The organism is Actinomadura sp. 7K507 (genome assembly GCF_004348425.1).
Taxonomy (GTDB): Bacteria; Actinomycetota; Actinomycetes; order Streptosporangiales; family Streptosporangiaceae; genus Spirillospora.
Genome location: NZ_SMKK01000059.1, coordinates 16452 through 43233, shown reverse-complemented (window position 1 = coordinate 43233; position 26782 = coordinate 16452). Strand labels below are relative to the sequence as shown.

Here is a 26782-nt window from a genome sequence, read left to right as displayed (position 1 = left end):
CCCGAGCCCGGCACGCCCGCTGCTGCCATCCCCACCCTCACCCCGTGACGCGGACTCCGGGCCAATGATCATAAAACCGGGGGACGACTCGCATGTCCGAACCGCCCCGAAGTGCAGGTGAACGTCAGGTGGATGATCGATGTCGGCTCCGGACGGCGACGGCCCGGTGAACTCCCCGCCGGACATCAGGGAGCGGGCCCCGAACCGGGAGTCGCGGCCCGCCATCTCACTCACGGAGTGCCTTGCGATGATCTGCCCGATCCGGGTTGGCGAGCGGACAGGGGCGCCCGTAGTCTGCGCCTGATCTTGAAACGAGGGGGACCCTTGGAAGGCCTGAAGCCCGACGATCCGCGGACGATGGGCGATTACCAGCTGCTCGCCCGGCTCGGTGCGGGCGGCATGGGGCAGGTCTACCTGGGCCGTTCGCCCGGCGGGCGCATGGTGGCCGTCAAGCTGGTCCACACCGGACTGGCCAAGGACGCGATGTTCCGGCGGCGCTTCCGCCGCGAGGTCGAGGCGGCGCGCCGGGTCGGCGGCCAGTGGACGGCCCCGGTCCTGGACGCCGAGACCGAGTCGGAGACCCCGTGGGTGGCCACCGGGTACGTGCCCGGTCCCACGCTGGCGGACACGGTGGAGCGGCACGGTCCGCTGCCCGAGCGGTCCGTCCTGGCCCTGGCGTCCGGGCTCGTCCGCGCTTTGCAGGCCGTGCACGGCTGCGGGCTGATCCACCGCGACATCAAGCCGTCCAACGTGCTGGTGACGATCGACGGCCCGCGGCTGATCGACTTCGGCATCGTGCGGTCGGTGGACGCCAGCGTGGCCACCCGCACCGGGGCCCTGATCGGCTCGCCCGCGTTCATGTCGCCCGAGCAGGCACGCGGCAACGAGCTGGGTCCGGCCAGCGACGTCTTCAGCCTGGGCTCGGTGCTCGCCTATGCCGCGACCGGCCGCCAGCCGTTCGGTGCGGGCCTCAGCGGCGTGCACGCCGTGCTCCTCCAGGTCGCGCAGGGAGACCCGCAACTCGGCGGGCTGTCCGGCCCGGTCCGCGCCCTGGTGGAGGCATGCCTGGCCAAGGTGCCGGAGCAACGTCCCCCGCTCGGCGCGATCCTGGAGCGGCTGCCTCCGCCGTCGAACGCCTGGCTGCCGGGGGAGGTCGTCACGGAGCTGGGCCGCCACGCGGCCGCCCTGCTCGACCTGGAGAGCCCCGAGCTCCACATGGCTCCCGCTCCGCCGTCACCCGCAGGGCCGCCCGCGGACGCGACGATGGACGGGATGAGGGACAACGCCCTCACGAAGCCGAGCCATCACCGTCCCGCGTCGCGCAGATGGCTGTACCCGGCGGTCGCCGTCGCCGCCGGGGTCGCCTTGTTCGCGGCGGGGACGGCCGTCGCCCGCGTCGGCGGTTCCGGAGACGACTCCTCCGGGCAGGGCGCCGGGACCGGGAAGGGCGAAGGCGTTGTGCCGCCCGCCATGCTCGGAACCTGGGAGGGCGACTACGACACGACCACCCAGGCCGGGAACCCGGTGACGCGGTACCGCCGGATCACCCTTACCCAGGGCAAACTCGGTGCGGACGTCGCCACGATCAGGGTGAGCACCGACAAGGGCGAAAGAGGGCTGCTCGACAGGGCGGTGTGCGAGTACGTCGCCAGGCTGGCCGCCGGTTCGCCCGTCGTCGAGCTCCGTCCGCGCCTCACGAGGAGCACTCCGCCGGGCAGATGCGAGCACGACCCTCCGCAGACGATGAAGATGAACGGCACGGACATCCGCTGGGCCGCGCGGCGCCAGTCGAGCCGCCTCACCCGCGCTCGCAACAACGCGATACCGGTCCAGTTCCACGGCCGCTGGGCCGGGACGGACCCCCGGGGGGTCCGCAGGGTGTTCACCATCCGCGGCGGCACCGTAGGCAGCGAGGCCATCCAGATCAAGCTCACCACGCCCGGTGGCGCCCCCCTCTGCGAAATGAAGGCGGTCCTCGTCTCCGCGGACAGCCCGATCATTTACCTGCCCATTCGCTTCACCAAGCCCAACCGCGTCTGCGCGCTCGGGGAGATCACGGGTTTCCAGCTGGAGGGCCAGGGCCTGGTCTGGGGCGACGGCCAGGTCCGCCTCAGGCGCATCTGAGTCAGGCGCCCGCCATGTAGCTACGGGCGCATCCTTGCCCAGACCCACTTCCCCCCGGCGGGGTCGCGGATGACGCCGCACGTGGCGGAAAGTGCCTGGACGATGTGAAGGCCCCAGCCGCCGTTGTCGTCGAACGCCTCCTCGGACAGGTCGAGGTCTTCGAGGGTGAGTTCGGTCATCGGCTTGGCCTGGGGTAGTTCGTGGGCCGCGTCCCAGACGGCGATGATGACGCCGTACGCGTCCCGGCTGAGCTGGAGGCGGATCTCCGCGTGCGGCGTCTGGCGGCTCGCGTTGGTGACGAGTTCCGAGACGACCAGAAGTGCGCTGTCGAGAATGTGGAAATAGTCCCATTTGCGGATTCGTGTATCCGTGAAAGTGCGTGCGAGCCCCACTGCGGCCGGTGTGCCCATAAGGGGCATGACCGACTCTTCGGTCGCCGTCATCGCCATCGTCCCGTCCTTGCCCGAGATTCCGATTTCCTGCGACAAGGATCACCGCAACGTTCTAGGTTCTTCTTGTACTTATAAACAACACCAAACAGGAGATCTGATGCCGCTCGTCCGCGACCCCATCGAACCCAAGATTTCTCTGTGGCACCTCCTGGCCTTCTACCTGCGGTTTCTTCGCGAGAAGGAGGGACTCTCGCTCACCCAGTGCGGGAAGATCATCGGGGTGGCTCGATCCACTGTTTCGAACATCGAGGCAGTAAGGCAGCATCCGCAGGAAGACCAGCTCACCAAGCTGGACGAGAAGTATGGCACGGGCGGGCTTTTGCAGTTCTTGCTGTGGTATGCCCGAAATACCCATGACCCGGACTGGGGACGTCAACTCGTCCCGCACGAAGAACAGGCGGGGGCGTTCAGGGCGTACCACGGGAAAACGATTCCCAGGCCCTTCCAGACTGAGGACTACATGCGCGCTCTTGCCGTGGCGGGCACGCCGGATGATGCTGACGACACCATGGCCAGGCGCCTGGCCCGGCAGCAGGTCCTACTTGACCGGGACAAGCCGCCGTTCTTCTACGTGATCCTAGAAGAGGAGGTGCTCCGCGCCTGCGTTGGCGGCCCTGAGGTCATGAAGGGACAGCTCGCGCACCTCCTGTGGATGATGGATCTCCCGCACGTCATCATCCGTTTCATCCAACCTTCGGCGGGTGCTCATGAGGGTTTCGACGGTGCTTTCCAGATCATCAGCTTGGAACGTCGGGACATTGCCTACGCGGGTGCGCAGTACGGCGGACGGCTGATCGAGGCCCCCGCCGAGGTGCGCGATCTTTGGGCTAGGTTTGACCGCATCGGCGCGAAGGCCCTCCCGGAAGATGCCTCGCGCGCTCTAGTCGAGCAGTACTTGGAGCAGTACACATGAACGTCCAATGGCGAAAGAGCACCCATAGCAGCGGGGTCAACGACGAGGACTGCGTTGAGCTGGGACGACTTGCGCCAAGGGTCGGGATCGGGGTGCGGGACAGTAAGGACCCGGACGGGGGCCATCTCACCCTGTCCGTGGCGGAGTTCGCGAGCCTGGTCGAGTGCGTCAAGCGGCACTCGGAGCGCTGAGCGTCCCACCACCCCCGAAACCCCGAGGTGATGGAGGAGGAGCTTCGCGCCTGGGGCAATATCCGGATCACGGGGAGGCCCGGCGGTGGTAACCGTAACCACGTGCGGGAGGCTGTCGCGGGCGATGGGCAGCGGCTGGTGGTACGGCGGAGCAGGCGAACGGTACCGGCGCTGGACTGGGAGTTGGACCTCCTGGAGCACCTCGGCGGGTGTGGCTTCACTGTCCCGGCTGTAGTGCCCACGCTGGACGGTCGGCGCCACGTGCGTGGGGTGGTGGTGCAGGAGTGGCTCAACGGGCGTCCGCCCGCACGTGAGGACTGGGCGGCCGTGGCCACTGAACTGCGGCGATTGCATGCGGTCACGCGAGGCTGGTCGCAGCGCCCTGGGTTCCGGTCCACCCGCGACCTGTTGCTTCATGAGCGCGGTGGGGACGTTGATCTGTCGGCGATGCCGCAGGCGGCCGTCCGGGCCTGCCGCGAGGCGTGGCGAGGGCTCGCGGGTGTCCCGATGGCGGTGGTGCACGGTGATCCCGCCCCCGGCAATATCCGTGTGACCCCGAGCAGCGTTGGTCTCTTGGACTGGGACGAGGCTCGGGTTGACCACGTTGACCTCGACCTGGCCGACCTGCCGATTACGGTCCTGCCCACCGCCCAGCAGGCACGCGCGCGTGCCGCTGTCCACGCTTGGGAAGCCGCCTGCTGCTGGCGTATCGAGAACCATTACGCCCGGCGACGCCTCGCGGACCTGGAGCTCACCCGCAGGGAGGGAGGAGCCGCTGACTGGTGAGCAGGCGGTGGCCGTGCTCGCTGGCCATGCGGTACCTGACCGTGGTGAAAGAACGGCCGCCGGTCGCGGAACTCCGCGCGGGTTCACTAGTGGGAGCGGGCTGGTGTGCTCGGACCGGACCGGACCGGACCGGACCGGACCGGGACGTGCACGCACGCGCCCAGACCAGGTGCTGGGCGACAAGGCCTACTGCTCCCGGGCAACCGGGCCTACCTGCGGCGTCGCGGGATCCGGGGCGACCGTCCCGGTCAAGGTCGACCAGTAGGCCCACCGCAAGGCCAAGGGCTCGGCCGGAGGACGACCACCCACCTTCGACGCGGGCGTCTAGGTTGCCGGGTGGCTGGAGCCGGGGAGCCTCAAGCCGTTTGCTGCGAGCCGGAGCTCCCAGCAGTCGTCGCCCCTATCTGACAACGTCTCCCATGACCACGTCGGGGCGCACGTTGGTGTAGTTGGCGACATCATCCCTGATCTCGGCGCCCTTTTCGGTCATCGCTGCGCCGAACGCTTCGGCGCTCGACACGAGCGCCCAACCGATCGCCTCGTACGGACCGCTGGTGATCTTGTCGGCGCCCCAGCTCTGACAGTCGTCGCCGAGCGCGGCGGCGAGCATCGGCATGTGCGTCGACGTGTAGTAGTCCATGTCAAACGTCGACTCGTCGGTCTTCGGATAGAGGAACATCACGCGGATCATTCGCAGAGTGTCGCATGCTGATCGGGATGGTCCGTTACCCAGACCGCCTTACTGGCCCAAAAGGTGCCAAGCCCCAACCTGTCCGCAGCTCTGGGAGCAGATGAGGGACGCGGTCGATGTTCGTGGTGATCGCCTAGCGGTGGGCTTAGAAGGAGAGCGTTACCTCGGGTGTTGCGGTCGGGGTGCAGAGGACGGCGTCGAACGCGTCGGCGACGGGCATTTCCAGGTCGCTGCTCTGGGTGCGGATCCGCGCGGGGAACGGCCCGCCTGCGAGGGGCCGCAGGTCGGTCAGCGTGACGTCCTCACCGAGACCGGCCCGAGTGAGGGCTCCTTCCATGCTGTCCGGCTGCGGCGGGGGCACGGGCGTTTCGGCGATGGAGAAGCCGGTGCCGGGCGTGTCGTCGGGCACCATCTCCGGGACGCTGGCGGCGGTGTGCGTCAGTGCGAGGGAACGGTAGTCGGCGCCCAGTTCGCGGGCCAGGTAATGACCCATCGGGTAGGCCCACAGTTCGCCGTCGAAGTAGATCGGCGTCTTCTGTATGTGGTTGTTGTGCGCGGCCAGGACGAACCTGGTGTCAGGGTCCGCGCGGTCGAGGTGCCACCGGAGCGTGGTGGACATGAACCGTTCCCGGACGGACGTGTCCTGCGGCAGTCCACCACCGGCGAAGAGTGCGCTCATGGCCCCGAACATGTAATCGGTGTGGCAGGCCGCCTCGATGTCGCGCAGGGCGACGTCGTACCTGTCCTGACCGGCCGCGGCGACATAGCGGGGCTCCAGGGCGCGTGCCCGCAGGCGCAGCCGGGCCAGGGCCGCGGTCAGCGCGTCCTGGTCGGCCCGGTCGAGCCGGCCCCAGCCGGGAGCGGCCAGCGCCTGCGAGGCCCCGGTGAACTCGTCCGAGATGCGCAGGGCGATCTCGACGAAGGGAACCGCGTCGGGGTCGACTTCCCGCAGATATTCGGCGACCGGCTCCAGCGCGGGACGCAGCGTCCCGCCAGCCTCCGGCACATCGATGCCCACGAGGTCGAGGGGATGCTCACTGGTCCGGTTGTGTCCGCGGAGCCGGGTGGCCAGCTCGCCGGTCATTCCCGCGAACGTGGTGCCCCGCATGCCGGACAGTTCGTCATCGCCGCCCGCGCCGCGTATCCAGCGGCCGAGCGGGCGGCCCTCGGCGAAGCCGAACTCGAAGGCCAGCACGGTGAATCCGCAGCGCTCGGCGAGGAACCGGAGGAGCCGGAAGCGGGCGTCGGTGAACTCGCGGACGAAGTGGCAGCCCTCGCCCAGCGCGACGACGCGGGCGTCGCCGACGATGTCGCGCAGCGGTTCGAGGTCGTCCAGAGGCGCGGCCGGGTCGAGGCCCCCGAGGACGGCAGGCTGGAAAAGGTCGGACATGACGTGCTCCAGTCTCGGCAACAAGATCATCACCATTAGGGGCCGCGTGGGTTCGGCGTCAGTCGGCGGGGTGCACGATCTCCCAGAGGTGGCCGTCGGGGTCGGCGATGGTGCCGGTGTAGCCCCACTGCTGCTGCCCCGGCTGGGTCGCGACGCTGGCGCCGGCTTCCACCGCCGTGCGAACCAGTTCGTCCACTGCAACGGTCGAGTCGACGGTAACGCTCAGGAGACACTCGACGGTGCCTTGGGCGGCGGTGGCCCGGTCGGCGGTGACCCAGCCGAAACCTCCGGTCGGGATGTACATGACACGTGCCCGTTCATTGACGACTACCTGAAGAGGCTCGGGAACCCCGTCCTCGGCGAGCTCTCCAGGGGTCTCGAACCCCAGCGCCCGCGCAAAGGTGTACGCCCGGCGGCGGTCCTCGGTCGGTACGGCGATGGTGATGTCAAAGGTGTTCATATCCGTGTTGACCGTAGTCGCCGCCGCGAATCATCGGTCGGCCGGAATTCGGAAGGCGACCGCGTCCGGCCCCGGGACGTGCTGGAGGCCCGTCCGATCGGGCGGGAGCGCGGTCGCAGGTGACATCGCCCTCGTTCTTCGAGATCGCCGGCATTCTCATCTCGGCGGAGGGCCCGATCAGGTGCCTGCGTATCCGCTTTCCCATGAACGCCGCTCCTGAGCCGTGCCCCGGAGGCCGTCCAGCATCACTCGGGAGGTGGCGTCGCCGATGCGCGCGCCCGGACGGCAGACGTTCGTGCTGAGGATGTCGACGACCTCGGCGGGGCCGATGTCACGGCGCACCGTCCCCTCACGCTGCGCCTGCTCGACGACGTCCCGGAGGAGGTCGTTGACCTCGTCTTGCAGGGCCAGCCGCTCGTGCGGGACGGGTCCGTCCTCGGCGATGGACTTGACGAGGGCGAGCGGCTGCCCGATGGAGTAGGCGATGACCTGGGTGAACACGTCCCAGCGTGGGAGGTCCTGCGCGGACAGCAGCCGGATCCGCTCGCCGAGCCGGTGGAGCGCGGCGGTCGCGATCTCCTCGACGAGCGCCCGCCGGTCCGGGAAGTGCCGGTAGAGGGTGCCCACGCCGAGCCCGGCCTCGCGCGCGATGTCCTCCATGCCCACGCCGGGACCGCGCTCGGCGAAGAGTTCGAGCGCGCAGGCGACGATCCGCTCGCGGTTGCGCTGTGCGTCGGCTCGCATCGTCCTCCGTCCGGAGTCGCCCGGAATCTCGGATTCAGGTTACCCTGCGACTCGTAACGGAACCGGAAGATCCGATTCATCTTTGGAGCCCCATGCGCATCGGAATGTTCACCGCCGCCGCGATGGCCCCGCTGGACGACCTCGTCGCTCAGGTACGCCTGGCCCGGGACGCCGGGCTCGCGAGCGCGTTCTTCGGCCACCTCTCGTCCTGGGACGCCCTCATGACCGCGGCGCTCGCCGGACGCGAGGTGCCCGGCATCGAGGTCGGCACCGCGATCGTCCCGACCTACCCGCGCCACCCCCTCACCCTGGCGAGCCAGGCGCTCACCGCGCAGGCCGCCGCGGGCGGGCGCTTCACCCTCGGCATCGGGCCGAGCCATCAGGCGATCATCGAGGGCTCCTACGGGATCCCCTACGATCGCCCCGCCCGGCACGTCCGCGAGTACCTTTCCGCCCTGCGGCCGCTGCTGCGCGGCGAGGACGTCGACCACCACGGCGAGACGCTGACCGCGGCGGGCACGGTGGACGCCCCGGGCGTGACTCCGCCGCCGGTGATCCTGTCCGCGCTCGGGCCCGCGATGCTGCGCATCGCGGGGGAACTCGCCGACGGCACGGTGACGACCTGGACCGGCGCCGACGCGATCGCCGACCACGTCGTGCCCGCGATCACGAGGGCCGCCGAATCCGCCGGGCGGCCCGCACCGCGCGTGCTGGCGGGCGCCATGGTCGCGCTCAGCACCGACCCGGACGGCGTCCACCGCGAGGTGGCCGAGCGGTTCGCCGCCGCGTCGGACTTGCCCGCCTACCGGGCGATCCTCGACCGCCAGGGCCTGTCGGGCGTGCACGAGACCGTCATCGCGGGCGACGAGACGGCGGTCGCCGCGCGACTGCGCCGCTTCGCCGACGCCGGTGCCACGGACCTGCTGATCAGCCCCTACGGCGACGCGGCGCGCGTCCTGGAGTTCGCCGCCTCCCTGAGTTGACGGGGCTCGCTCGAATGCTCGCGCCGTAGCCGGCGACCAGGACGCGGCCGGGTCGAGGACGGCCGGGCGGTCAGGCCGGTCGGCGCAGGCGGTACCACTGGGGTGAGGTTCTGTTCATCGGCCAGCCCAGGCCCGCGGTCTCCGCGGCCTGGACGTCGAGCAGTTCCCAGTCGGGGAACGCGGCCTCGACCTCCGCTTGGGAGACCCCACCGATCCGGGAGCGCAGCCGGGTCACGCCGAAGGCGAGCATCAGCAATGTCGAGCCGGGGTTCGCCAGCGCGGAGACACCCTGCCCCTCGGCCCGTTGCCGTCCGGTGTCGAAACCCTGGAAACAGCCGATGTCGAGGAAGAAATCGAACGTTCCAAGGTCGGCCGAAGGGAGGTCCGTGACGTCACCGACGACGTACGTGACCCCCTTAGCCTCCTGGCGCTTGGCCTCTTCGATCGCGGCCGGTACGTAGTCGACGCCCACGGCCTCCCAGCCTCTGCGTCCCAGTTCGGGAGTGAACTGGCCACGGCCGCAGCCGAGATCGAGGGCCCTTCCGAGTGGACGTGAACGTTCGGTCTCCTCGCGGTCCAGCAGGGCGGCGATGCTGTCCGCCGCGGCCTTTCCGTAGCGTTCCCATGGCGTCATGCCGAAGCGATACATTCGGGCGTAGTTCGTCACTTTTACGACCCTCTCACGGGCTGTCCCAGGGGCCGCATTGGGGTGGGTTGAGCGAGAGCCGGGCGAACGAGTACCTCGTGGGCGGCGCTATGCGAGCACACCGCATTCCAACCGCCGGGTTGGAGTCAGTCGGCTGAGACGGCTTCGGTCGCGGGCAGTCTGAGCAGGTCCGGCCGTGTGGCGCGGGAGAGCCATACATGGGCCGGGTCGGTCAGCAGGCGGCGGGCCTCCAGGTCGATCAGGCCGCTCACGTAGTTCACCTCGGCGGCCACCTCGCCGTCCGATCGGCGGAAGGCGTGCTCGACGCGGTAGGTCTTGCCCGCGCCCCATTTCCAGTCGCAGGTGACATCGACCTCGTCCCCCGCCCGCAGTTCCTTGTAATACCGGATGACGGTTTCGAGATTGACGGGGCCGAATCCGTCGCGGAGCATTCCTTCGACCGAGACTCCGGCGGCCTGCAAACATTGAAAACGGGAATGGTCCGCGTACTGGACATAGACGGCGCCGTTGAGGTGGAGTTGCGGGTCGACCTCGTAAATTCGCACTTGGAAGCGCACGCTGAACGGGTCACTGCTCATCGTCTGTCTCCTGTTCGGCCAGCCACTGAAGGGACCGGTCGGTGAGGTAGCGCCTGCCGTCGTCGCGGACCTCCAGCCAGTCGCCTTTCACCCAGCCGCCGGCGGCCTGCGGCGAGAAGCCGTGTTTGCGGAACAACCGGCTGGACTCGTCGCGGGTGAGCCCGCGACGCCCCCACTCCGCCATGACGGCGAGGTAGCGGTCCTCTTCCGGATCCCGGGAAGCGCTGGAAATGGCGTCGGCCAAGGCGGCGAGCCCCCGGCTGATCTGACGGAGCGCCGCCGCCACCTGGTCGAGGTCCGGCGGAGGTGTGCTCATGGATCGAGCATAGCAATCGATACCGATTGCTTGACCGAAGTCGATGGCCGCTGCGCCGGGTCGTCCGTCGCCGTGACGGTTGGGTGCGCGAGTCTTGGCCGGGCCGTCCGATCGGCTGGCCGCCTTAGGTCAGGGTGTGGATCCAGGAACATTGCCACCAAATACTGGCAGTGAATTGCCGCCTGTCCGGGGAGCCACCGTGACTCGATCCGCTCCGAATCCTCTCCCGTCCCGCCGCGCCTTCACGCTCGGCGGCGCCGCCCTGCTCGGCGCCGCCGTCGCCGGACCGCTGACCGGCACGGCCCGCGCCGCCGCCCCGCCGCCGGGCGAGTGGGCCGACGTGCCCATCCCGCCGCTGTCGGGCCAGGGCTACCTGCCCGGCATCGCCGCGCCGGACCCGTGGCACGTCTTCGCCGGCGGTACCGAGAACGCGTACCAGCCGGACGCGCAGGCCGTCATGCTGCACCGGACCTGGCGCGGCTGGACGCGGGCCGCCCTCCCCGAGGGGCTGGCGGTCGTCAACGACGTCCGCGCCCGGCACGCCGCAAGCGTCTGGGCCGTCGCCTCGGGCCCGAACGCCCAAGAGCGCACCGACCTGCTGCACTGGAACGGGCGCCGCTGGACGACGGCGGCCGGGCCCGCCGGCGAGCAGCCGTACGCCATCGACCTGGACCAGGCCGGCGGGTTGTGGGCGACCGGGATCGCCGGGGACACCACGACGGTGTCCGTGCGGCGGCGCGGACGCTGGACGAACTCGCTCACCCTGCCGCAGCCCTCCGGGCTCAACGCCATCGCCGCCGGAACCGCCTCGGAGGTGTGGGCCGGCGGATATCCCGAGTCGCAGACCGGCCAGACCCCCCTCTGGCACTTCGACGGCACGGACTGGACGCGCATCCCGTGGGGGACGACCTGGGCCCACTGGATCCTGCAGATCGAGTACGTCGCCCCTGACGACGTCTGGTTCTACGCGCTGGAGCAGCACCCGCTGTTCCCGCCGCCGGCGCTGCACCACTGGAACGGCTCCGGGTTCACCGTCCACCAGATCCCCCGCGCGACCGGTACCACCGGGGCGGTGCGTCCGATGTCCGCGGTCGGGTTCCTCGGCTCGATCGCCTCCGACGGGCGCGGCGGCGTCTGGGTGTCCACCCCGCACAACACCGCCGAACTGCTGCATTTCGACGGAGCCTCCTGGACCGGCGCCACCCCGCCCGCCGGCGCGATCGCGTACTCGATGACGCGTGTCCCGTACACCACGACCGTCTGGGCCGGCACCCAGATCGGCACGGTCTGGCGCCGCTCCGCCCATCCGTAGGCCCCCCGGAAGGAGGCCCGCGTTCAGACGGCGAGGAGGTGTTTGACCTCGTCGGTGTGGAGGTCGGCGGCGGTTCCGGAGTGGGCGACGGTGCCGCCGTCGAGGATCACGAACGCGTCGGCCAGGCGGAGAGCCAGGTCGAAGTACTGCTCCACGAGCAGGACGGCGAGGTTGCGCTCCCTGTGGAGCTTCTCGATGGCCTCCTCGATCTCGCGGATGATCGACGGCTGGATGCCCTCGGTCGGCTCGTCCAGGATCAGGAGCCGCGGCCGGGTCACCAGGGCGCGGGCGATCGCCAGTTGCTGCTGCTGCCCTCCCGACAGGAAACCGGCCTGCCGTTTCAGCAGGCCGGTCAGTCGTGGGAAGACCTCCAGGGCGTCGTCGATGGCGTCCCGGTCGCGGCGTCCGGTGGCCTCCAGCGTCACCTGGAGGTTCTCCCAGACCGTGAGCTGAGGGAACGTCTCGTGTCCCTGGGGGACGTAACCCATGCCGAGCCGGACCCGTCGGAACGTGCGCATCCGCGTGACGTCGGTGCCGTCGAACGTGACCCTGCCCGCGGTCGGGGCGAGGAGGCCCATGACCGAGTTGAGCAGCGTGGTCTTCCCCACGCCGTTGCGGCCCATGACGGTGACCAGCTCACCCGGACGGATCGTCAGGTCCACCCCGAACAGGACCCGCGACCGGCCGTACGCGGCGTGCAATCCGCTCACCTGAAGCATGCTCATACCGCTTTCTCCTCTCGCGACCGGCCGAGATAAACCTCCTGGACCCGGGGATCGGCCTGGACGGTGGCGACGTCCCCCTCCACGAGCACTCTGCCTTCGTGCAGGACGGTCACCTGGGACGCGTACCGCCGCAGGAACTCCATGTCGTGTTCGACGACGATGACCGTGTGATCCGTGGCGATCTCGGTGAGCAGCTCACCCGTCCGCTCGCGTTCGTCGCGGCTCATGCCCGCCACGGGCTCGTCGAGCAGCAACAGACTCGGCCGCTGCGCGATCAGCATGCCGATCTCCAGCCACTGCCGCTGGCCGTGCGACAGCACTCCGGCGGGCCGGTCCGCCAGGCCGGCCAGCCCGATCCGGTCCAGCGCCGCCGCCACGACGTCCGGCACGCCGCGCCGCCGCCGCAGCAGCGCCGGCAGCGGGCGGCGGAAGGAGGCGGCGAGGTCGACGTTCTCCAGAACGGTGAGCTCCTCGAACACCACGGAGGTCTGGAACGTGCGGCCGATCCCGCGCCGCACGATCCGGTGCTCCGGCCGTCCCACCAGGGAGGTGCCGGCGTAGGTCACCGACCCGCTCGCCGGCCGGGTCAGGCCGGTGATCACGTCGATCAGGGTGGTCTTACCGGCCCCGTTGGGGCCGATCAGGAAGCGCAACTCGCCCTGAGCGACGGTGAGGTCGACGCCGTCGATGGCGCGGAACCCGCCGAACACGACCTCCAGTCCGCGGATCTCCAGCAGTGCGGTCACGGTGCGGCCACCTCCTTCTCCCCGGCCGCGGCGGTCACCGCGGCCCCGGTCGCGGGCGGCGGACGTGTTCGCGCCCGGCGCCGCGCCAGGGCGTCCCCGGCCTGCCGCACCGTGCCGGCGACGCCGCCCGGCGCCAGCATGATCACGAGGATGAACATCAGGCCCAGCAGGTAGACCCAGCCGCTCGGGTACTGCTCGCTGAACGTGGTTTGCGCCCAGTTGAGCAGGACCCCGCCGAGGGCCGCTCCGGCCAGCGAGAACCGCCCGCCGATGGCCACCGCGACCACGAACTCGATCGACGGGACGACCCCGAGCAGCGACGGCGAGATGATGCCGACGACCGGCACGTACAGCGCCCCGGCGATGCCCGCCATCGCCGCGGAGGCCGCGTAGGCCACGGTCTTCACGGTGGCCGGGTTGTAGCCGAGGAAGCGCACCCGGTCCTCGCCGTCGCGCACCGCGACGAGCAGCCGCCCGAAGCGGCTCTTCACCAGCTGGCGGCACAGGAGGTAGAGCGCACCCAGCACGAGGGCCACCACGAAGTAGAAGACGCGCTTGGAGCCGTCGTCCTCCGGGTCGCGGCCGAAGACGTCGTAGAAATGCGTGAGCCCGTTGGTCCCGCCCGTGAGGCCCTGCTGGCCCACGAGCCAGATCACGAAGGCCGCCGCGAGCGCCTGGCTGAGGATCGCGAAGTAGGCGCCGCGCACTCGCTGGCGGAACACCAGAAAGCCGAGGATCGCGGCGGCGACCGCCGGGACGGCCACTGCGGCGGCTATGGCGAACACCGGGTTGGTGAACGGCTTCCACAGCGCCGGCAGCTGCTCCACGCCGCTCCACACCATGAAGTCGGGCAGGCTGCCCGGCCCGGCGTCGTGGAGCTTGAGGTACATCGCCATCGAGTAGCCGCCCAGTCCGAAGAACACGCCTTGGCCGAGCGTGAGCATGCCGCCCTGGCCCCATGCGAGCCCGATGCCGAGGGCGACGATGGCGAAGCACAGGTACTTGGCGAGCAGACCGAGCCGGAACGGGTCCAGGGCGGCCGGTGCGACCACGAGGACCAGCACCGCCACTGCGAGGAAGAGCGCGGTTCCGCGCCAGCGGGCGGTCATGTCAGCGCCCGGCTGCGCAGGACGAACAGGCCCTGCGGTCGCGCCTGCAGGAACACCACGATCGCGATGAAGGCGATCACCTTGGCGAGGCTCGCGTCCGTCCAGAACTCGGCGTAGGAGTTGAGCAGGCCGAGGGCCAGCGCGGCGATGACCGCGCCGCGCAGCCGCCCGAGCCCGCCCGCGACCACGACCAGGAAGGCGTCGACGATGTAGTAGGTGCCGAGGTTGGGGCCGATCGGGCCGATCAGCGTCAGCGCGACGCCGGCGATCCCGGCGACGCCGGAGCCGATGAAGAACGTGAGCTGGTCGACCCGGCCGGTGTCGACGCCGCTGACCGCGGCGAGCTGGCGGTTCTGCATCACCGACCGCATCCGGCGGCCCTGCCGGGTCCAGCTCTGGTAGGCCCAGATCGCGAGCACCGACAGTGCCGCGAGGAGGAGGATGAACAGCCGGGTGTAGGGCAGCTGCGACCCGAACATCTGCACGCCCCCGCTGAGCCACTCCGGAGCGCGCACCTGGACGTTGGGTGCGCCGAAGATGTCACGCGCGAGCTGCTGGAGCAGCAGGCTGACCCCCCAGGTGAGGAGCAGGGTGTCGAGCGGCCGTCCGTAGAAGCGGCGGATGGCCGCCCGTTCCAGGACCAGGCCCATCGTGCCCGCGACGACGAACGCGACGGGCAGGGCCACCAGCACCGCCTGCCGCCCGGTCCAGTCCTGCAGGACGTACGCCGTGTAGGCGCCCGCCATCATGAACTCGCCGTGGGCCATGTTGATCACGCCCATCTGGCCGAACGTGAACGTCAGGCCGAGTGCCACCAGCATCAGGACGGCGGCGATGCTGAGGCCGATGGGCAGTTGGCTGAGCAGAGCTTCCATGCGACTCCTCGGTACCCGGGGTCATCGGGGTCGGGGTCATCGGGTTCGGGGCCATCGGGTTCGGGGATCCTGGGATCAGGACAGGCCGGCGGCCCACGGATAGCTCTTGAGGTACGGGTCCGGCGCGATCGGCTTGCCGGAGTCCCACACCTCCTCGATCGTGCCGTCGGGCTGGATCACCCCGATGCGGGCGGTCTTGTGCACGTGGTGGTTGGCGCCGTCGATCGTCACCTTGCCTTCGGGGAGATCGAGGGAGACGCCGCCCGCGGCCTTCTTCACCGCCTCGACCTCGGTCGTCCCGGCCTTCTCGACCGCCGCCGCCCACAGCTTCACGGCGTTGTACCCGGCCTGCATCGGGTCCGAGGTGACCTTGTCGTCGCCGTACTTGGCCTTGAACGCCTTCACGAAAGCCTCGTTGGCCTTGCCCGGGGTCGTCATGTAGTAGTTCCAGGCGACGAGGTGGCCCGCGATGTTGTCCGCCCCGATGCCCTTGACCTCTTCCTCAGCGATGCTCACCGACATCACCGGAAGGGACGAGGCGGTGGCGCCGGCGCTCTTGAGCTGCTTGAAGAACGCGACGTTGCTGTCACCGTTGAGGGTGTTGAACACCGCGTCGGGCTTCACCTGCATGACCTTGTTGACGAGCGTGCTGTACTCCGTCGTCCCCAGCGGCGTGTACTCCTCGCCGAGAACGGTCATGCCATTGGCTTTGGCGTACGCCTTGATCTCCTTGTTCGCGGTGCGCGGGAAGACGTAGTCGCTCCCGACGAGGAATATCTTCTTCTTGCCTTTCTCCTTGAGGTAGTCCAGGGCCGGGACGATCTGCTGATTGGTGGTCGCGCCGGTGTAATAGATATAGGGCGAGCTTTCCATTCCCTCGTACTGCACCGGATACCAGAGCAGTGCCTTGTTGCGCTCGAAGACGGGCAGCATCGCCTTGCGGCTGGCGGAGGTCCAGCCGCCGAACACGGTGGCGACATCGTCCTTGCGGATGAGCTTCTGCGCCTTCTCCGCGAAGGTGGGCCAGTCCGAGGCGCCGTCCTCGATGACCGGCTGGAGTTTCTTGCCGAGGACGCCCCCGGCGGCGTTGATCTCCTCGATGGCCATCAGTTCGGAATTCTTGACCGTGACCTCGCTGATGGCCATGGTCCCGCTCAGCGAGTGGAGGACACCGACCTTGATGGTGTTCCCGCTCGCCGAGGCCGTTCCGCCGGACGCGCCCGGCTCGGCGCCGCAGGCGGTGAGGCACAGCAGCGATGCGGTGACCGTTGAGACCAATACCGGCAGAGATTTCCTGAGCACGTACCACTCCTTGCGGACAGGCCCCGAACTGGTCGACGCAGTTGCTTCACGTCGTGAGTCGGGTTAATGGAAACCCCGCGCTATTTCCCAATCAATTCCGCTTTGTATCCGATGCGTCAACAGAACCTCACCGCGTCCCCCGGCCTCCTGTTGGGGTGCCGCAGGCGGTCTCCTCCCCGCGGCCGAGGCGGCGGTGGAGCGTCGCCGAGTCGGGTGCGAGCGCGGTGACCAGCACGCCCGGCCCGGCGAGCGGCATCACCGCCAGTCCGTCGGCCGCGCAAGCCTCCTTCGCCAGGCCGGGACCGACGAGCAGCAGGCTTCCCGTGCAGCGCGCATCGCCCAGCACGGCGCCGCTGGTGTGGAGGACGCGGTCGGGCAGTCGGAGCTCGTGCCGCAGCAGCGGCCTGCCGTCGAGAGTGACGTCGACGCGGCCGGTGTAGCGGCCCGCGGTCTCCCCGTGCCGGCCCAGGACGAGTTCCTCGCGCCACCGGAGTGTGGCGTCGCCCGCCAGGGTGACGTCGGTGACGGCCCGGTGGTCGCAGCCCGCCGCCGCGACCGTCGGCTCCGGCGCGAGGTCCAGGTGCGCCCCGGGCCCGACCACCGCCCGCACGTACGTCCTGGACTCGCCGTCGCCCGGAAGCAGCAGGGTGCTCGCGACGGACCGCACGGCCAGGGTGGCGCCCGCGGCGACGTCCAGGTCGAGGTGCAGTTCGTCGCCTCCGAGGGGGCCCGCCGCGGCACCGACCAGATAGACGGCCTCCGGGGTGGCGCGCAGCGCGTACGGCCCGTCGGAACGCAGCGTCGTGAGCACGGTCCGCCCGGCGGCGTCGGGTTCGGCGCGGACGGCGGCGTGCGCCGTGTAGTGCCGGGTCACGAGGCCCCGGAGGTGACCGCCCGGGTCTCGGCGAGGATGGACCGGACCCAGCCGGCGACCTCCGGCGCACCGGGACGCTCGCGCAGCGAACTGAAGATCACCGGCTTGCCGCCGCGCACCCGCGCGGCGTCGCGGTCCATGACGCCCAGGTCGGCGCCGACGAGCGGGGCCAGGTCGGTCTTGTTGACGACCAGCAGGTCCGCGCCGGTCACTCCGGGCCCTCCCTTGCGGGGGACCTTGTCGCCGCCGGAGACGTCGAGGACGAAGATCTGCCGGTCGACGAGACCCTGGCTGAACGTCGCGGTCAGGTTGTCGCCGCCGCTCTCCACGATGACGAGGTCGAGCGGTTCGTGCTGCTCCTCCAGCGACTCGACGGCGTCCAGATTGGCGGAGATGTCGTCGCGGATCGCCGTGTGCGGGCAGCATCCGGTGCGGACGGCGACGATCCGGTCGTCCGACAGGACCGCGTTGCGCCGCAGGAACTCGGCGTCCTCGGTCGTGTAGATGTCGTTGGTCACCACCGCCAGGCGGAGGTCGTCGCGGAGCGTCCGGCACAGTGCCGCCACCAGGGCGGTCTTGCCGCTACCGACCGGCCCGCCGACGCCCAGCCGCAGCGCCCGCCCCCCGGCCGGCGCCGCCGCGTGCGGGTCGTGGTCGTGGTTCGCGCCCATGGATCTTCCTCTCGGTCAGGATTCGAACAGGCGCAGGTCCGCCTGGAGGTGCAGTTCGGCGAAGACGTCGAGGGCGGGCGCCGACGCGGCCGGCAGCGCGCCCGGATCGCCGTCCGCGAAACCGGCGGCCTCGGCGGCGACCGCGTCCACCAGCGGCGCCAGGTCCGCGAGCGCGCGGTGCACGGCCAGCGGGTCCAGCCCGAGCAGCCGGACGGCGGCCGCCGCCGGTCCGGTGACCGCTCCGTACGCGCAGACCGAGGCGGCCTCCGCGGGGGAGCCGCCGGCGACGGCGACCGCGGCGCCGAGGACGAGCGGGTGGTGCGGCGCCGGGAACGCTCCGAGCGCGTCCGGCACCGGATGCGGCGACGTACCGCGGACCGCGCGTAGCAGCGACCTGCCCTGCGCCCGGGAGGCCCGCCGCCCGGCGGGCGACGGCATCCTCGCGTCGGCCTCCGCGTCCAGCACCGTCCACGCCTCCCGATCGGCAGGGCGGCCGGCGAGGGCGCAGGCGGCGGCCGAGAGCCCGGCCGTGACCAGCCCGGCGGTGGCGAGACGTCCGTGCAGGAAGGCCGCCAGCGACGGCAGATCGGTGACCGCGCCCGCCCCCGCCGCCGGTTCCAGGCCGCCCGAGTGGGCGTGGCCTCCTGCCGGAAGGCGGGAGTCGGCGAGCAGAAGCAGGAGCGCCGGCAGTGTCATCAGAACAGGAAGTAGCGCTGCGCCATCGGCAACTCGGTCGCGGGGGCGGGCTCGACCTCGTCGCCGTCGATCGACACGGTGAACGTGTCCGGGTCGACGTCGATGCGCGGCAGCGCGTCATTGAGGACCATGTCGGCCTTGCCGAGCAGGCGGGTGTCCTTGACCGGCACGAGGGCGCGGTTCACCCCCAGCCGGTCGGCGAGACCCGCGTCGATGGCGGCGGGGGCGACGAAGTGCACCGAGGTGGCGGCGGCGGTGCGCGGGACGGCGCCGAACATCGGGCGCGGCAGGACCGGCTGCGGGGTGGGGATCGAGGCGTTGGCGTCGCCCATCGCCGCCCAGGCGATCATTCCGCCCTTGACGACGACCTGCGGGCGGACGCCGAAGAAGACCGGATGCCACAGCACCAGGTCGGCGAGCTTGCCCGGCTCCACCGAACCGAGCTCGCCGTCGAGGCCGTGCGCGACGGCCGGGTTGATCGTGTACTTGGCGATGTACCGGCGGGCCCGCAGGTTGTCGGCGGGTTCGGCCGGGCCGTCCCCGGTCAGGACGCCGCGGCGGAGCTTCATGACGTGGGCGGTCTGCCAGGTGCGGACGATGGTCTCACCGATCCGTCCCATGGCCTGCGAGTCCGAGCCGATCATCGAGATCGCGCCCAGGTCGTGCAGGACGTCCTCGGCGGCCATGGTCGTGGGCCGGATGCGCGACTCGGCGAAGGCCAGGTCCTCGGGCACCGACGGGTCGAGGTGGTGGCACACCATGAGCATGTCGAGGTGCTCGTCGAGGGTGTTGACGGTGTGCGGCCGGGTCGGGTTGGTGGACGAGGGCAGCACGTTCGGGTGCGCGGCGATGGTGATGATGTCGGGTGCGTGCCCGCCGCCCGCACCTTCGGTGTGGTACGCGTGGATCGACCGCCCGGCGATGGCGCCGAGCGTCGACTCGACGTACCCGGCCTCGTTGAGGGTGTCGGAGTGCAGGGCGACCTGGACGCCCGACGCGTCGGCGACGCGCAGGCAGGCGTCGATGGCCGCCGGGGTGGAGCCCCAGTCCTCGTGCAGCTTGAAGCCGGACGCCCCGGCGCGCAGCTGCTCCCACAGCGCCTCCTCGCCGACCGTGTTGCCCTTGCCGAGCAGCGCGACGTTCACCGGCCACGAGTCGAGCGACTCCAGCATCCGGGGGAGGTACCAGGCGCCGGTCACGGTGGTGGCCTTGGTCCCCTCCGCCGGGCCGGTGCCGCCGCCGATGAGGGTGGTGACGCCGGAGCCGAGCGCCTCGTCCAGCAGCTGGGGGCAGATGAGATGGACGTGGGAGTCCACGGCCCCGGCGGTCAGGATGCGGCCGTTGCCGGCGAGCACCTCGGTGGACGGCCCGATGACCAGGTCCGGGTGGACGCCGTCCATCGTGTCGGGGTTGCCGGCCTTGCCGAGCGCGACGATCCGGCCGTCGCGGATCCCGACGTCGGCCTTGACGACGCCCCAGTGGTCGAGCACGACGGCGCCGGTGACGACCAGGTCGAGGGCGCCGTCCGCGCGGGTGGTGCGCGCCTGCCCCATCGACTCGCGGATCACTTTCCCGCCGCCGAAGACCACCTCGTCGCCGGCCGCCGCGCCGCGGCTGCGGTCCTCGGTGACCTCGATGAACAGGTCGGTGTCGGCCAGCCGTATCCGGTCGCCGGCGGTGGGCCCGTACAGCTGCGCGTACCGGGCCCGGGACAGCTCAGCCATCCAGCGCTCCGGCCTGCTCGGGCCGCAGCCCCGGCACCACCCGGTTCCCGGCCAGCGGCACCAGGGCGACCTCCCTGGTCAGCCCGGGGTCGAACCGCACCGAGGTGCCGGCCGGCACGTCCAGCCGGTGCCCCCAGGCGGCGGAGCGGTCGAACCGCAGCGCGGGGTTGGCCACCGCGAAGTGGTAGTGGGAGCCGACCTGGACGGGACGGTCGCCGGTGTTGACCACGGTGACGGCGACCCGGGGCCGGCCGGTGTTGAGGGAGACCGGAGGGCCGTCGCCCGTGACGACCTCGCCGGGGACCAGCGGGCGCCGGCTCACGGGATCGGCCGGTGGACGGTGACGAGCTTGGTCCCGTCGGGGAACGTCGCCTCGATCTGCACCGAGTCGAGCATTTCCGGGATGCCGTCCATGACGTCCTCCCGGGTCAGCACCGTGCGGCCGGACTCCATCAGCTCGGCGACGGAATACCCGTCCCGGGCACCCTCCAGCAGATGGACCGCGATGATCGCGGTCGCCTCCGGATGGTTGAGCCGCAGACCGCGATCCCGGCGCGCGTCCGCGACCGACGCTGCGACATGCAGGAGCAGGCGCTCCTGCTCATGTGGGCTGATCAACACGTTTCGGACACTACTGCCGGAAAGGTGGCCAGACAGCGCACGAATTACGAACTTAACAGCGAATTTACGTCCTTAAAATAAAACCCGGGCCTCGACTCTCCGTGGGCACAGGTCGGCTACGGGCGAATTCGTGCCCAGATCCACTTGCCGCCTGCGGGGTCGCCGATGACGCCGCACCTGGTGGAGAGGGCCTGGACGATGTGGAGGCCCCAGCCGCCGTTGTCGTCGAACGCCTCCTCGGACAGGTCGAGGTCGTCGAGGGTGAGTTCGGTCATGGGCTTGGCCTGGGGCAGCTCGTGGGCCGCGTCCCAGACGGCGATGATGACGCCGTACGCGTCCCGGCTGAGCTGGAGCCGGATCTCCTCATGCGGCGTCTGGCGGCTCGCGTTGGTGACGATTTCCGAGACGACGAGAAGTGCGCTGTCGAGAATGTGGAGATAGTCCCATTTGCGGATTCGCGCATCCACAAAAGTGCGTGCGAGCCCCACGGCAGCCGGTGTGCCCATAAGGGGCATGACCGACTCTTCGGTCGCCGTCATCGCCATCGTCCTGTCCTTGTCCGAGATTCCGATTTCCTGTGACAAGGATCACCGAGACGTCTAATCTTTTGTTGTGTCCACGTAAGTTGGAAACTAGGGAGAAGCGATGCCCCCCGTCCGTGAACCCCTGGACCCTCGGGTCTCGATGTGGCATTTCCTGGCCTTCTTCATGCGTTTCATGCGGGAGAAGGCAGGCCTGTCACTAGCCCAGTGCGGCGAGCTTATCGGTCTCGCCCGATCGACTGTTTCCAACATGGAGGCGGGCAGGCGGCGCCCCCAGGATGATCAAATGCGGCTGCTCGACAAGCACTACGGGACAGGTCTGCTTTTTCAGTTGATCCTCTGGTTTGCCCGAATGGCCCATGATCCGGATTGGGCACGTCAGTGCATGGAGTACGAGAAGACGTCCACCGCGATCAAGACCTACCACGGGAAGGCGATACCCCGACCGTTCCAGACCGAGGGGTACATCCGCGCGCTCCTCGAACCGGGGTCGACCAAGGACATCGAGGCCGGGGTGGTTATGCGTGTGGAGCGGCAGCGCTTGATCTTGGAACGCCCGGATGCGCCTACGCTGTGGATGCTCGTGGACGAGAACGTTCTGGCGTCTCCCATCGGTGGCCCCGAGGTCATGAAGCACCAGCTCGAGTACCTGCTCGACATGGCGGGCCACCAGAACGTCATCATGCGGATTGTGCCGACCGCGGCTGGCGCTCATCAGGGATTCGACGGGCCGTTCCAAGTCATATGTCTGGAAGAGCGGGACGTCGCCTACGCCGGTGCGCAACACGGCGGACGCTTGATCGAGAGCCCCATCGAGGTGAGGGACTTTTCGACTAGATTCGAACGTATCGGCGCGAAGGCCCTCCCCGAAGACGCCTCGCGTGCCCTTGTCGAGAAGTACTTGGAGCAGTACTCATGATCGTTCGTTGGCGGAAGAGCAGTCACAGCGGCGGCGTTGACGACCACCAGTGCGTTGAGCTGGGACGTCTTGCGTCAGGGGTCGGCATCGGTGTGCGGGACAGCAGGGACCCGGACGGGGGGCACCTCACCCTGTCCGTTAGGGAGTTCGCCGGTCTGATCGAGCAGGTCAAGCAGTACCCGGCGCGCTGACCTGTCCCGTCCCGCCCTCGCATCACAGACTCGATGAGAGCCAGATTCTAGGTTTTGAGAATGTTATTCTCTCCAGGTCTGCGGATTCGAAGGCGAGGAGGCCGGTGGTGAAGGCGCTGCGGTGTTCGGTTCACGGGGCCTTGGACGGGCTCACGGTTGACGAATTGCCCGATCCCACGGCAGGGCCCGGCGAGGTCGTCGTCGACGTGCATGCCGCCGCGGTGAACTTCTCCGACATCCTCATCGTCGGCGGGACCTACCAGGTCGCGGCGCCCGTCCCGTTCACGCCGGGCAGCGAGTTCGCCGGGCGGGTCGTCGAGACCGGCCCCGATGTTGAAGGGATCGCGCCTGGTGACGCGGTGTCCGGCTCGACGTTCGTCGGGGCCTTCGCGCAGCGCGTGGTGGTTCCCGCGACGAGCGTGACCGCGCTGCCGCCCGGCATCGATCTGCGGTCCGCCGCCGCGTTCGGCGTCGCCTACGCCACCGCCTATCACTCGCTCACGCTGGCCGCCGAGCTGAGGGAGGGCGAGACCCTGGTCGTGCTCGGCGCGGCGGGCGGTGTCGGCCTCGCGGCCGTCGAGCTCGGCCGGCTGTTCGGCGCGCGCGTCATCGCCGTCGCCTCGTCCGAGGCCAAGCGGGAGCTGTGCCTGGCCAAGGGCGCCGAGGTCGCGCTGCCCTACGACGACCTGAAGCGGCGGCTCGCCGATGCCGGGGGCGCGGACGTGGTCATCGACCTGGTCGGCGGCGAGCACGCCGAGCCCTCGCTGCGCGCGATGCGATGGGGCGGACGGTTCGTGACCGTCGGCTTCGCCACCGGAGAGATCCCGCGCATCCCGCTCAACCTGGTCATGCTCAAGGGCGTCACGGTGCGCGGCTTCGAGATCGGCGGCTGGGGCCGGCGGGACCCCGAGGCGCTGCGGCGCGGCGGCGCCGAGCTGGCCAGGCTCCTCCAGGCGGGCGAGCTGAAGCCGCACATCCACGCCGTCTACCCGCTGGAGCAGGCGACCGCCGCGCTGGCCGCCGTCGCGGACCGGACGTCCACCGGCAAGGTGCTGATCGAGCCGGGCGACGGCTGACGCGCGGCCCTCACCGGCCCTTCCACTCTGGTTTGCGCTTCTCCATGAACGCCGTCGCGCCTTCCTTGGCGTCCTCGCTGGCGAACACCGACGCCTGCAGCTCCGCGTCGCGTTCGGCCGCGCGCGCGGAATCGGTGACGTGGAGCCGCACCAGTTCCTTGACCGCCGCGAGTGCCAGCGGCGCGTTCGCGGCGATCCGCTCCGCGAGGTCCAGTGCGGCGTCAAGGACCTTCTCCGGCGGCACGACGGCGTTGACCAGGCCCAGCTCGTAGGCGCGGTGGGCATCGACGGGGTCGCCGGTCATCGTCATCTCCAGCGCGATCGCGAGGGGGATGCGGGTGCCGATGCTCGTGCCGCCGCCCGCCGGGTACAGGCCCCGCTTCACTTCCGGAAAACCGAACCGGGCGGTGTCGGCGGCCACGATGACGTCGCAGCCGAGCAGCAGTTCGAGGCCCCCGCCGACCGCGGCGCCGGCCGCGGCCCCGATCACGGGCACGGAGAGTTCGCCCCGGCACAGCCGGGTGAAGGCCGCGACGCCCTCGGCCGAGGGCGTCGCGCCGCCGGCGGCGAACTCCCGCAGGTCCATGCCGGAACAGAAGACCCGGTCGCCGGCGGCGGTCAGCACGACGGCGCGGATCTCCGGGTCGTCCTCGGCGTCGGCCACCGCGCGGCCGAGCCCGTCGATCAGCGCGCTGTTGAGCGCGTTGCGCGCCTCCGGCCGGTTCAGCCGGACGATCAGTACGGCACCGCGCCGTTCCCTGACGAGCTCGTCGGTCATGATTTGTATCCGCTCGATTCAGCGAGGTCAGCGGCCGTTCTCATCAGGTCGAGGACGACCGGGCCGAAGGCATGGAGTTTCTCGTCGCTCCCGCGCCGCTGGTAGCCCTGCTCCAGGACGACGCCCAGCTTCCATTTCGCGAGGACGAGGTAGTAGTCGATGTCGTCGACCTGCCGTCCGGAGATCTCGGAGTAGTGGGCGAGGAGCCGGTCCCGGGACGGCATCCCGCGCAGGTCGACGTAGCTGCTCTCGGACGCCTCCGGGGCCGCGGTGTCCTGCGGCCAGCTCTGGATCATCCAGGCCAGGTCGAGCTTGGGGTCGCCGACGGTCCCCATCTCCCAGTCCACGAGGGCGGCCAGCCGGGCCGGGGCGCCGTCCCGGTACATCACGTTGGCGAACTGGTAGTCGCCGTGCATGATGCCTGGGATGTAGTCCAGGGGGCGGTGGGCGCGCAGCCACGCGGCGGCCTCGTCGAAGCCGGGCAGCTCGCGGCCTTTGATCCGGTTCAGGAACCGGGTCCACCGGTCGACCTGACGTTCGTGGAAGCCGTCCGGGCGCCCGAGGTCGTGCAGGCCCTTCGCCCGCCAGTCCACCTTGGACAACAGGGCGATGCCCTCGGCGAGCTGGTACCCGAGCCCGGCACGGGCCATCAGGTCGGTGTCGAACGGTGCGGGCCAGGTCGTGCGGCCCATCGGGGACCAGCCGTCGACGAACCCCATGAGGTAGAAGGGACGGCCGAGCACCGAGGCGTCCCGGCACACCGCGACCGCCTTGGCATGGGGAACCTCGGTGCCGTCCAGCGCCTCGACGATCCGCCACTCGCGCAGGATGCCCTTGTCGCGGTCCGCGGGCGCCTCCGGCGGCGGGAGCCGGATGACGCAGCGTTCATCGCCGCGGACGATCTCGTAGATCTCGTTCTGGGTTCCGCCGGACAGCAGCCGCTGCTCGACCGGTGCGCCCTTGCCGGGCAGCCCGGCGTCGTCCATCCAGCGGGCGAGCCGCTCAGAATCGATCACAGGTTCCCTACCTCATGTTCGAGATACTCGGCGTACTTGGCCTTGGCGGCCTCGGCCTTCCTCGGGATCCATTCGGTGGGCCACCGGTCGTCGCTGGGCCGGTAGTCGCGCAGGACCTGCTTGGCCACGGTGACCTTGTGGACCTCGGTGGGGCCGTCGGCGAGGCCCATCACGCCCGCCCCGTGGATCATCTGGAAGAACGGCATCTCGTTGGTGGTGCCGAGCGCGCCGTGGACCTGCATCGCCCGCCAGGCGATGTCGTGCAGCACGGCCGGCATCACGACCTTGGCCGTCGCGATGTCCTTGCGGACCTTCTTGTAGTCGTTGTACTTGTCGATCTCCCACGCGGTGTAGAGCACGAACAGGCGGAACTGGACGAGCTGCGCGTAGGAGTCGGCGATGTAGCCCTGGACGAACTGCTTGTCCGCCAGGCGGCTGCCCTGCGTCTCGCGGGACAGCGCGCGCTCGCACATCATGTCGAGGGCCTTCTGCGCCAGCCCGATGGTGCGCATCGCGTGGTGGATGCGGCCGCCGCCGAGCCGGGTCTGGGCCACGGCGAAAGCCTGTCCCTCCCCGCCCAGCAGGGCCTCGGCGGGCACCCGCACGCCGTCGTAGTGGATGAGCGCGTGGGAGCCCTCGTTCATCGGTTCCCCGTACAGGCCGACGTTGCGCTCGATCTTGATGCCCGGTGTGCCGGCGGGGACCAGGAACATCGACATGCCCTGGCCCCGGCTCGCCTCGGTGTCGGTCACCGCCATCACGATGAGGAACGAGGCGACCTTGGCGTTGGACGAGAAGTACTTCCAGCCGTCGATGATCCACCCGTCGCCGTCCCTGACGGCCCGGCACGTGAACAGGGTCGGGTCGGCTCCGGCGTGCGGCTCGGTCATCGAGTAGCTGGAGAACATCTCGCCGTCCAGCAGCGGCCGCAGGTAGCGCTCCTTCTGCTCCGGCGTGCCGTAGTGCGCGATGATCTCCGCGTTGCCGGTGTCGGGGGCCTGGCACCCGAACACGTGCGGCGCCCAGGGCGAACGGCCGAGGATCTCGTTCAGCAGCGCCAGCTTGAGCTGACCGAAGCCCTGCCCGCCCAGCTCGGGGCCGAGATGCGTCGCCCACAGGCCCCGCCGCTTCACCTCGTCCTTGAGCGGCTCCAGGATCTTGCGCTTGGTCTCGTCCCTCGGGACGAAGGTCTCGCTGCCCCACAGGTGGTCGAGCGGTTCGACCTCGTCCCGCACGAACTCGTCCGCCCAATCCAGCTTCTTGCGGTACTCGGGTTCGGTCTCGAAGTCCCACGCCATGCCTTCTCCTCT

32 protein-coding genes and 1 pseudogene are annotated in these 26782 nt (G+C 70.1%); 10 read left to right on the top strand and 23 right to left on the bottom strand.

Annotation, left to right across the window (positions count from 1 at the left end):
- The first annotated feature begins 324 nt into the window (after positions 1 to 324).
- Positions 325 to 2124 carry a serine/threonine-protein kinase gene (locus tag E1285_RS46625; RefSeq protein ID WP_207946611.1) on the top strand — a complete coding sequence of 600 codons (1800 nt, stop codon included), beginning with the start codon at positions 325 to 327 and terminating at the stop codon, positions 2122 to 2124.
- A gap of 20 nt (positions 2125 to 2144) precedes the next feature.
- Here the strand turns inward: E1285_RS46625 and E1285_RS15770 are convergent, their stop codons facing one another.
- Complete coding sequence (locus E1285_RS15770; protein ID WP_165966634.1) at positions 2145 to 2567, bottom strand: ATP-binding protein; 423 nt, start codon at positions 2565 to 2567, stop codon at positions 2145 to 2147.
- Between E1285_RS15770 and E1285_RS15765 the strand changes: the two genes are divergently transcribed.
- From E1285_RS15765 to E1285_RS47360, 4 genes and pseudogenes are all read left to right on the top strand, one after another.
- Positions 2542 to 3489, top strand: a complete 948-nt coding sequence (locus E1285_RS15765; RefSeq protein WP_132152627.1) for a helix-turn-helix transcriptional regulator — start codon at positions 2542 to 2544, stop codon at positions 3487 to 3489. The two genes, E1285_RS15770 and E1285_RS15765, sit on opposite strands and share 26 nt — an antisense overlap.
- Positions 3486 to 3680: a DUF397 domain-containing protein gene (locus E1285_RS15760; RefSeq protein ID WP_132152625.1), complete on the top strand. Its 195-nt coding sequence runs from the start codon at positions 3486 to 3488 to the stop codon at positions 3678 to 3680. Before E1285_RS15765 ends, E1285_RS15760 begins: the two co-directional genes overlap by 4 nt.
- A gap of 30 nt (positions 3681 to 3710) precedes the next feature.
- Positions 3711 to 4466, top strand: coding sequence for a phosphotransferase (locus E1285_RS15755; RefSeq protein ID WP_207946610.1), 756 nt, complete (start codon positions 3711 to 3713; stop codon positions 4464 to 4466).
- Between the two features lie 130 nt (positions 4467 to 4596).
- Positions 4597 to 4700 (top strand): annotated as a pseudogene (locus E1285_RS47360) (IS5/IS1182 family transposase); the annotation flags it as partial.
- 166 nt (positions 4701 to 4866) lie between these two features.
- On the opposite strand, the gene E1285_RS15745 reads toward E1285_RS47360, so the two are convergent.
- The 4 genes from E1285_RS15745 to E1285_RS15730 all read right to left on the bottom strand — a co-directional run bounded on the left by E1285_RS15745 (position 4867) and on the right by E1285_RS15730 (position 7751).
- Complete coding sequence (locus tag E1285_RS15745; RefSeq protein WP_132152621.1) at positions 4867 to 5157, bottom strand: EthD family reductase; 291 nt, start codon at positions 5155 to 5157, stop codon at positions 4867 to 4869.
- A gap of 145 nt (positions 5158 to 5302) precedes the next feature.
- Positions 5303 to 6547: an erythromycin esterase family protein gene (locus E1285_RS15740; protein ID WP_132152619.1), complete on the bottom strand. Its 1245-nt coding sequence runs from the start codon at positions 6545 to 6547 to the stop codon at positions 5303 to 5305.
- Positions 6548 to 6605: 58 nt separating this feature from the next.
- Positions 6606 to 7007 (bottom strand): VOC family protein, encoded by a 402-nt coding sequence (locus E1285_RS15735; protein WP_132152617.1) that lies wholly within the window; start codon positions 7005 to 7007, stop codon positions 6606 to 6608.
- Positions 7008 to 7184: 177 nt separating this feature from the next.
- Positions 7185 to 7751 (bottom strand): TetR/AcrR family transcriptional regulator, encoded by a 567-nt coding sequence (locus E1285_RS15730; protein WP_132152615.1) that lies wholly within the window; start codon positions 7749 to 7751, stop codon positions 7185 to 7187.
- 92 nt (positions 7752 to 7843) lie between these two features.
- On the opposite strand from E1285_RS15730, the gene E1285_RS15725 reads away from it, so the two are divergent.
- Positions 7844 to 8734 (top strand): LLM class F420-dependent oxidoreductase, encoded by an 891-nt coding sequence (locus E1285_RS15725; RefSeq protein ID WP_132152613.1) that lies wholly within the window; start codon positions 7844 to 7846, stop codon positions 8732 to 8734.
- Between the two features lie 70 nt (positions 8735 to 8804).
- Here E1285_RS15725 and E1285_RS15720 read toward each other — a convergent pair whose 3' ends face one another.
- The 3 genes from E1285_RS15720 to E1285_RS15710 all read right to left on the bottom strand — a co-directional run bounded on the left by E1285_RS15720 (position 8805) and on the right by E1285_RS15710 (position 10295).
- Entirely contained in the window at positions 8805 to 9383 is a 579-nt protein-coding gene (locus E1285_RS15720; RefSeq protein ID WP_132152643.1) for a class I SAM-dependent methyltransferase, read from the bottom strand.
- Positions 9384 to 9526: 143 nt separating this feature from the next.
- Positions 9527 to 9979 (bottom strand): acyl-CoA thioesterase, encoded by a 453-nt coding sequence (locus tag E1285_RS15715; protein ID WP_132152611.1) that lies wholly within the window; start codon positions 9977 to 9979, stop codon positions 9527 to 9529.
- Positions 9969 to 10295, bottom strand: a complete 327-nt coding sequence (locus E1285_RS15710; RefSeq protein ID WP_132152609.1) for a hypothetical protein — start codon at positions 10293 to 10295, stop codon at positions 9969 to 9971. Before E1285_RS15710 ends, E1285_RS15715 begins: the two co-directional genes overlap by 11 nt.
- 199 nt (positions 10296 to 10494) lie before the next feature.
- Between E1285_RS15710 and E1285_RS15705 the strand changes: the two genes are divergently transcribed.
- Positions 10495 to 11607 carry a hypothetical protein gene (locus E1285_RS15705; RefSeq protein ID WP_132152607.1) on the top strand — a complete coding sequence of 371 codons (1113 nt, stop codon included), beginning with the start codon at positions 10495 to 10497 and terminating at the stop codon, positions 11605 to 11607.
- Between the two features lie 23 nt (positions 11608 to 11630).
- Here E1285_RS15705 and urtE read toward each other — a convergent pair whose 3' ends face one another.
- The 12 genes from urtE to E1285_RS15645 all read right to left on the bottom strand — a co-directional run bounded on the left by urtE (position 11631) and on the right by E1285_RS15645 (position 21489).
- A complete protein-coding gene (urtE, locus tag E1285_RS15700) occupies positions 11631 to 12332 on the bottom strand; it encodes an urea ABC transporter ATP-binding subunit UrtE (protein ID WP_243722804.1) in 702 nt (233 codons plus the stop codon).
- Positions 12329 to 13078 (bottom strand): urea ABC transporter ATP-binding protein UrtD, encoded by a 750-nt coding sequence (urtD, locus tag E1285_RS15695; protein ID WP_165966633.1) that lies wholly within the window; start codon positions 13076 to 13078, stop codon positions 12329 to 12331. The genes urtE and urtD overlap by 4 nt, the downstream gene beginning before the upstream one ends.
- Entirely contained in the window at positions 13075 to 14187 is a 1113-nt protein-coding gene (gene urtC / locus E1285_RS15690; RefSeq protein ID WP_132152604.1) for an urea ABC transporter permease subunit UrtC, read from the bottom strand. The genes urtD and urtC overlap by 4 nt, the downstream gene beginning before the upstream one ends.
- Positions 14184 to 15062, bottom strand: a complete 879-nt coding sequence (urtB, locus tag E1285_RS15685; protein ID WP_132152602.1) for an urea ABC transporter permease subunit UrtB — start codon at positions 15060 to 15062, stop codon at positions 14184 to 14186. The genes urtC and urtB overlap by 4 nt, the downstream gene beginning before the upstream one ends.
- Positions 15063 to 15137: 75 nt before the next feature.
- Positions 15138 to 16316: an urea ABC transporter substrate-binding protein gene (urtA, locus tag E1285_RS15680; protein WP_243722805.1), complete on the bottom strand. Its 1179-nt coding sequence runs from the start codon at positions 16314 to 16316 to the stop codon at positions 15138 to 15140.
- 175 nt (positions 16317 to 16491) lie between these two features.
- Positions 16492 to 17238, bottom strand: coding sequence for an urease accessory protein UreD (locus tag E1285_RS15675; protein ID WP_132152598.1), 747 nt, complete (start codon positions 17236 to 17238; stop codon positions 16492 to 16494).
- The gene (gene ureG / locus E1285_RS15670) at positions 17235 to 17909 is read right to left on the bottom strand and encodes an urease accessory protein UreG (RefSeq protein ID WP_132152596.1); all 675 of its coding nucleotides are present in this window, start codon (positions 17907 to 17909) and stop codon (positions 17235 to 17237) included. The genes E1285_RS15675 and ureG overlap by 4 nt, the downstream gene beginning before the upstream one ends.
- 15 nt (positions 17910 to 17924) lie before the next feature.
- Positions 17925 to 18605, bottom strand: coding sequence for an urease accessory UreF family protein (locus E1285_RS15665; protein WP_132152594.1), 681 nt, complete (start codon positions 18603 to 18605; stop codon positions 17925 to 17927).
- The gene (locus E1285_RS15660) at positions 18605 to 20329 is read right to left on the bottom strand and encodes an urease subunit alpha (RefSeq protein WP_132152592.1); all 1725 of its coding nucleotides are present in this window, start codon (positions 20327 to 20329) and stop codon (positions 18605 to 18607) included. The genes E1285_RS15665 and E1285_RS15660 overlap by 1 nt, the downstream gene beginning before the upstream one ends.
- Positions 20322 to 20636, bottom strand: coding sequence for an urease subunit beta (locus E1285_RS15655; protein WP_132152637.1), 315 nt, complete (start codon positions 20634 to 20636; stop codon positions 20322 to 20324). The genes E1285_RS15660 and E1285_RS15655 overlap by 8 nt, the downstream gene beginning before the upstream one ends.
- Positions 20637 to 20647: 11 nt before the next feature.
- Positions 20648 to 20950: an urease subunit gamma gene (locus E1285_RS15650; RefSeq protein ID WP_132152590.1), complete on the bottom strand. Its 303-nt coding sequence runs from the start codon at positions 20948 to 20950 to the stop codon at positions 20648 to 20650.
- 116 nt (positions 20951 to 21066) lie between these two features.
- On the bottom strand, positions 21067 to 21489 hold the full coding sequence (locus tag E1285_RS15645) for an ATP-binding protein (protein ID WP_165966632.1): 423 nt from the start codon (positions 21487 to 21489) through the stop codon (positions 21067 to 21069).
- A 145-nt stretch (positions 21490 to 21634) separates the two neighbouring features.
- Between E1285_RS15645 and E1285_RS15640 the strand changes: the two genes are divergently transcribed.
- The 3 genes from E1285_RS15640 (at position 21635) to E1285_RS15630 (ending at position 23678) form a co-directional block, all read left to right on the top strand.
- Positions 21635 to 22411 (top strand): helix-turn-helix transcriptional regulator, encoded by a 777-nt coding sequence (locus E1285_RS15640; RefSeq protein ID WP_165966631.1) that lies wholly within the window; start codon positions 21635 to 21637, stop codon positions 22409 to 22411.
- Positions 22408 to 22602, top strand: coding sequence for a DUF397 domain-containing protein (locus E1285_RS15635; protein ID WP_132152584.1), 195 nt, complete (start codon positions 22408 to 22410; stop codon positions 22600 to 22602). Before E1285_RS15640 ends, E1285_RS15635 begins: the two co-directional genes overlap by 4 nt.
- 164 nt (positions 22603 to 22766) lie before the next feature.
- Complete coding sequence (locus tag E1285_RS15630) at positions 22767 to 23678, top strand: NADPH:quinone oxidoreductase family protein (protein ID WP_207946609.1); 912 nt, start codon at positions 22767 to 22769, stop codon at positions 23676 to 23678.
- Positions 23679 to 23688: 10 nt separating this feature from the next.
- Here the strand turns inward: E1285_RS15630 and E1285_RS15625 are convergent, their stop codons facing one another.
- The 3 genes from E1285_RS15625 to E1285_RS15615 are packed head-to-tail and all read right to left on the bottom strand — an operon-like array spanning position 23689 to position 26770.
- On the bottom strand, positions 23689 to 24456 hold the full coding sequence (locus E1285_RS15625; RefSeq protein ID WP_132152580.1) for an enoyl-CoA hydratase-related protein: 768 nt from the start codon (positions 24454 to 24456) through the stop codon (positions 23689 to 23691).
- Positions 24453 to 25472, bottom strand: a complete 1020-nt coding sequence (locus E1285_RS15620; protein ID WP_207946608.1) for a phosphotransferase family protein — start codon at positions 25470 to 25472, stop codon at positions 24453 to 24455. The genes E1285_RS15625 and E1285_RS15620 overlap by 4 nt, the downstream gene beginning before the upstream one ends.
- Positions 25469 to 26770, bottom strand: a complete 1302-nt coding sequence (locus tag E1285_RS15615; RefSeq protein WP_132152578.1) for an acyl-CoA dehydrogenase family protein — start codon at positions 26768 to 26770, stop codon at positions 25469 to 25471. The genes E1285_RS15620 and E1285_RS15615 overlap by 4 nt, the downstream gene beginning before the upstream one ends.
- Positions 26771 to 26782: the final 12 nt, after the last annotated feature.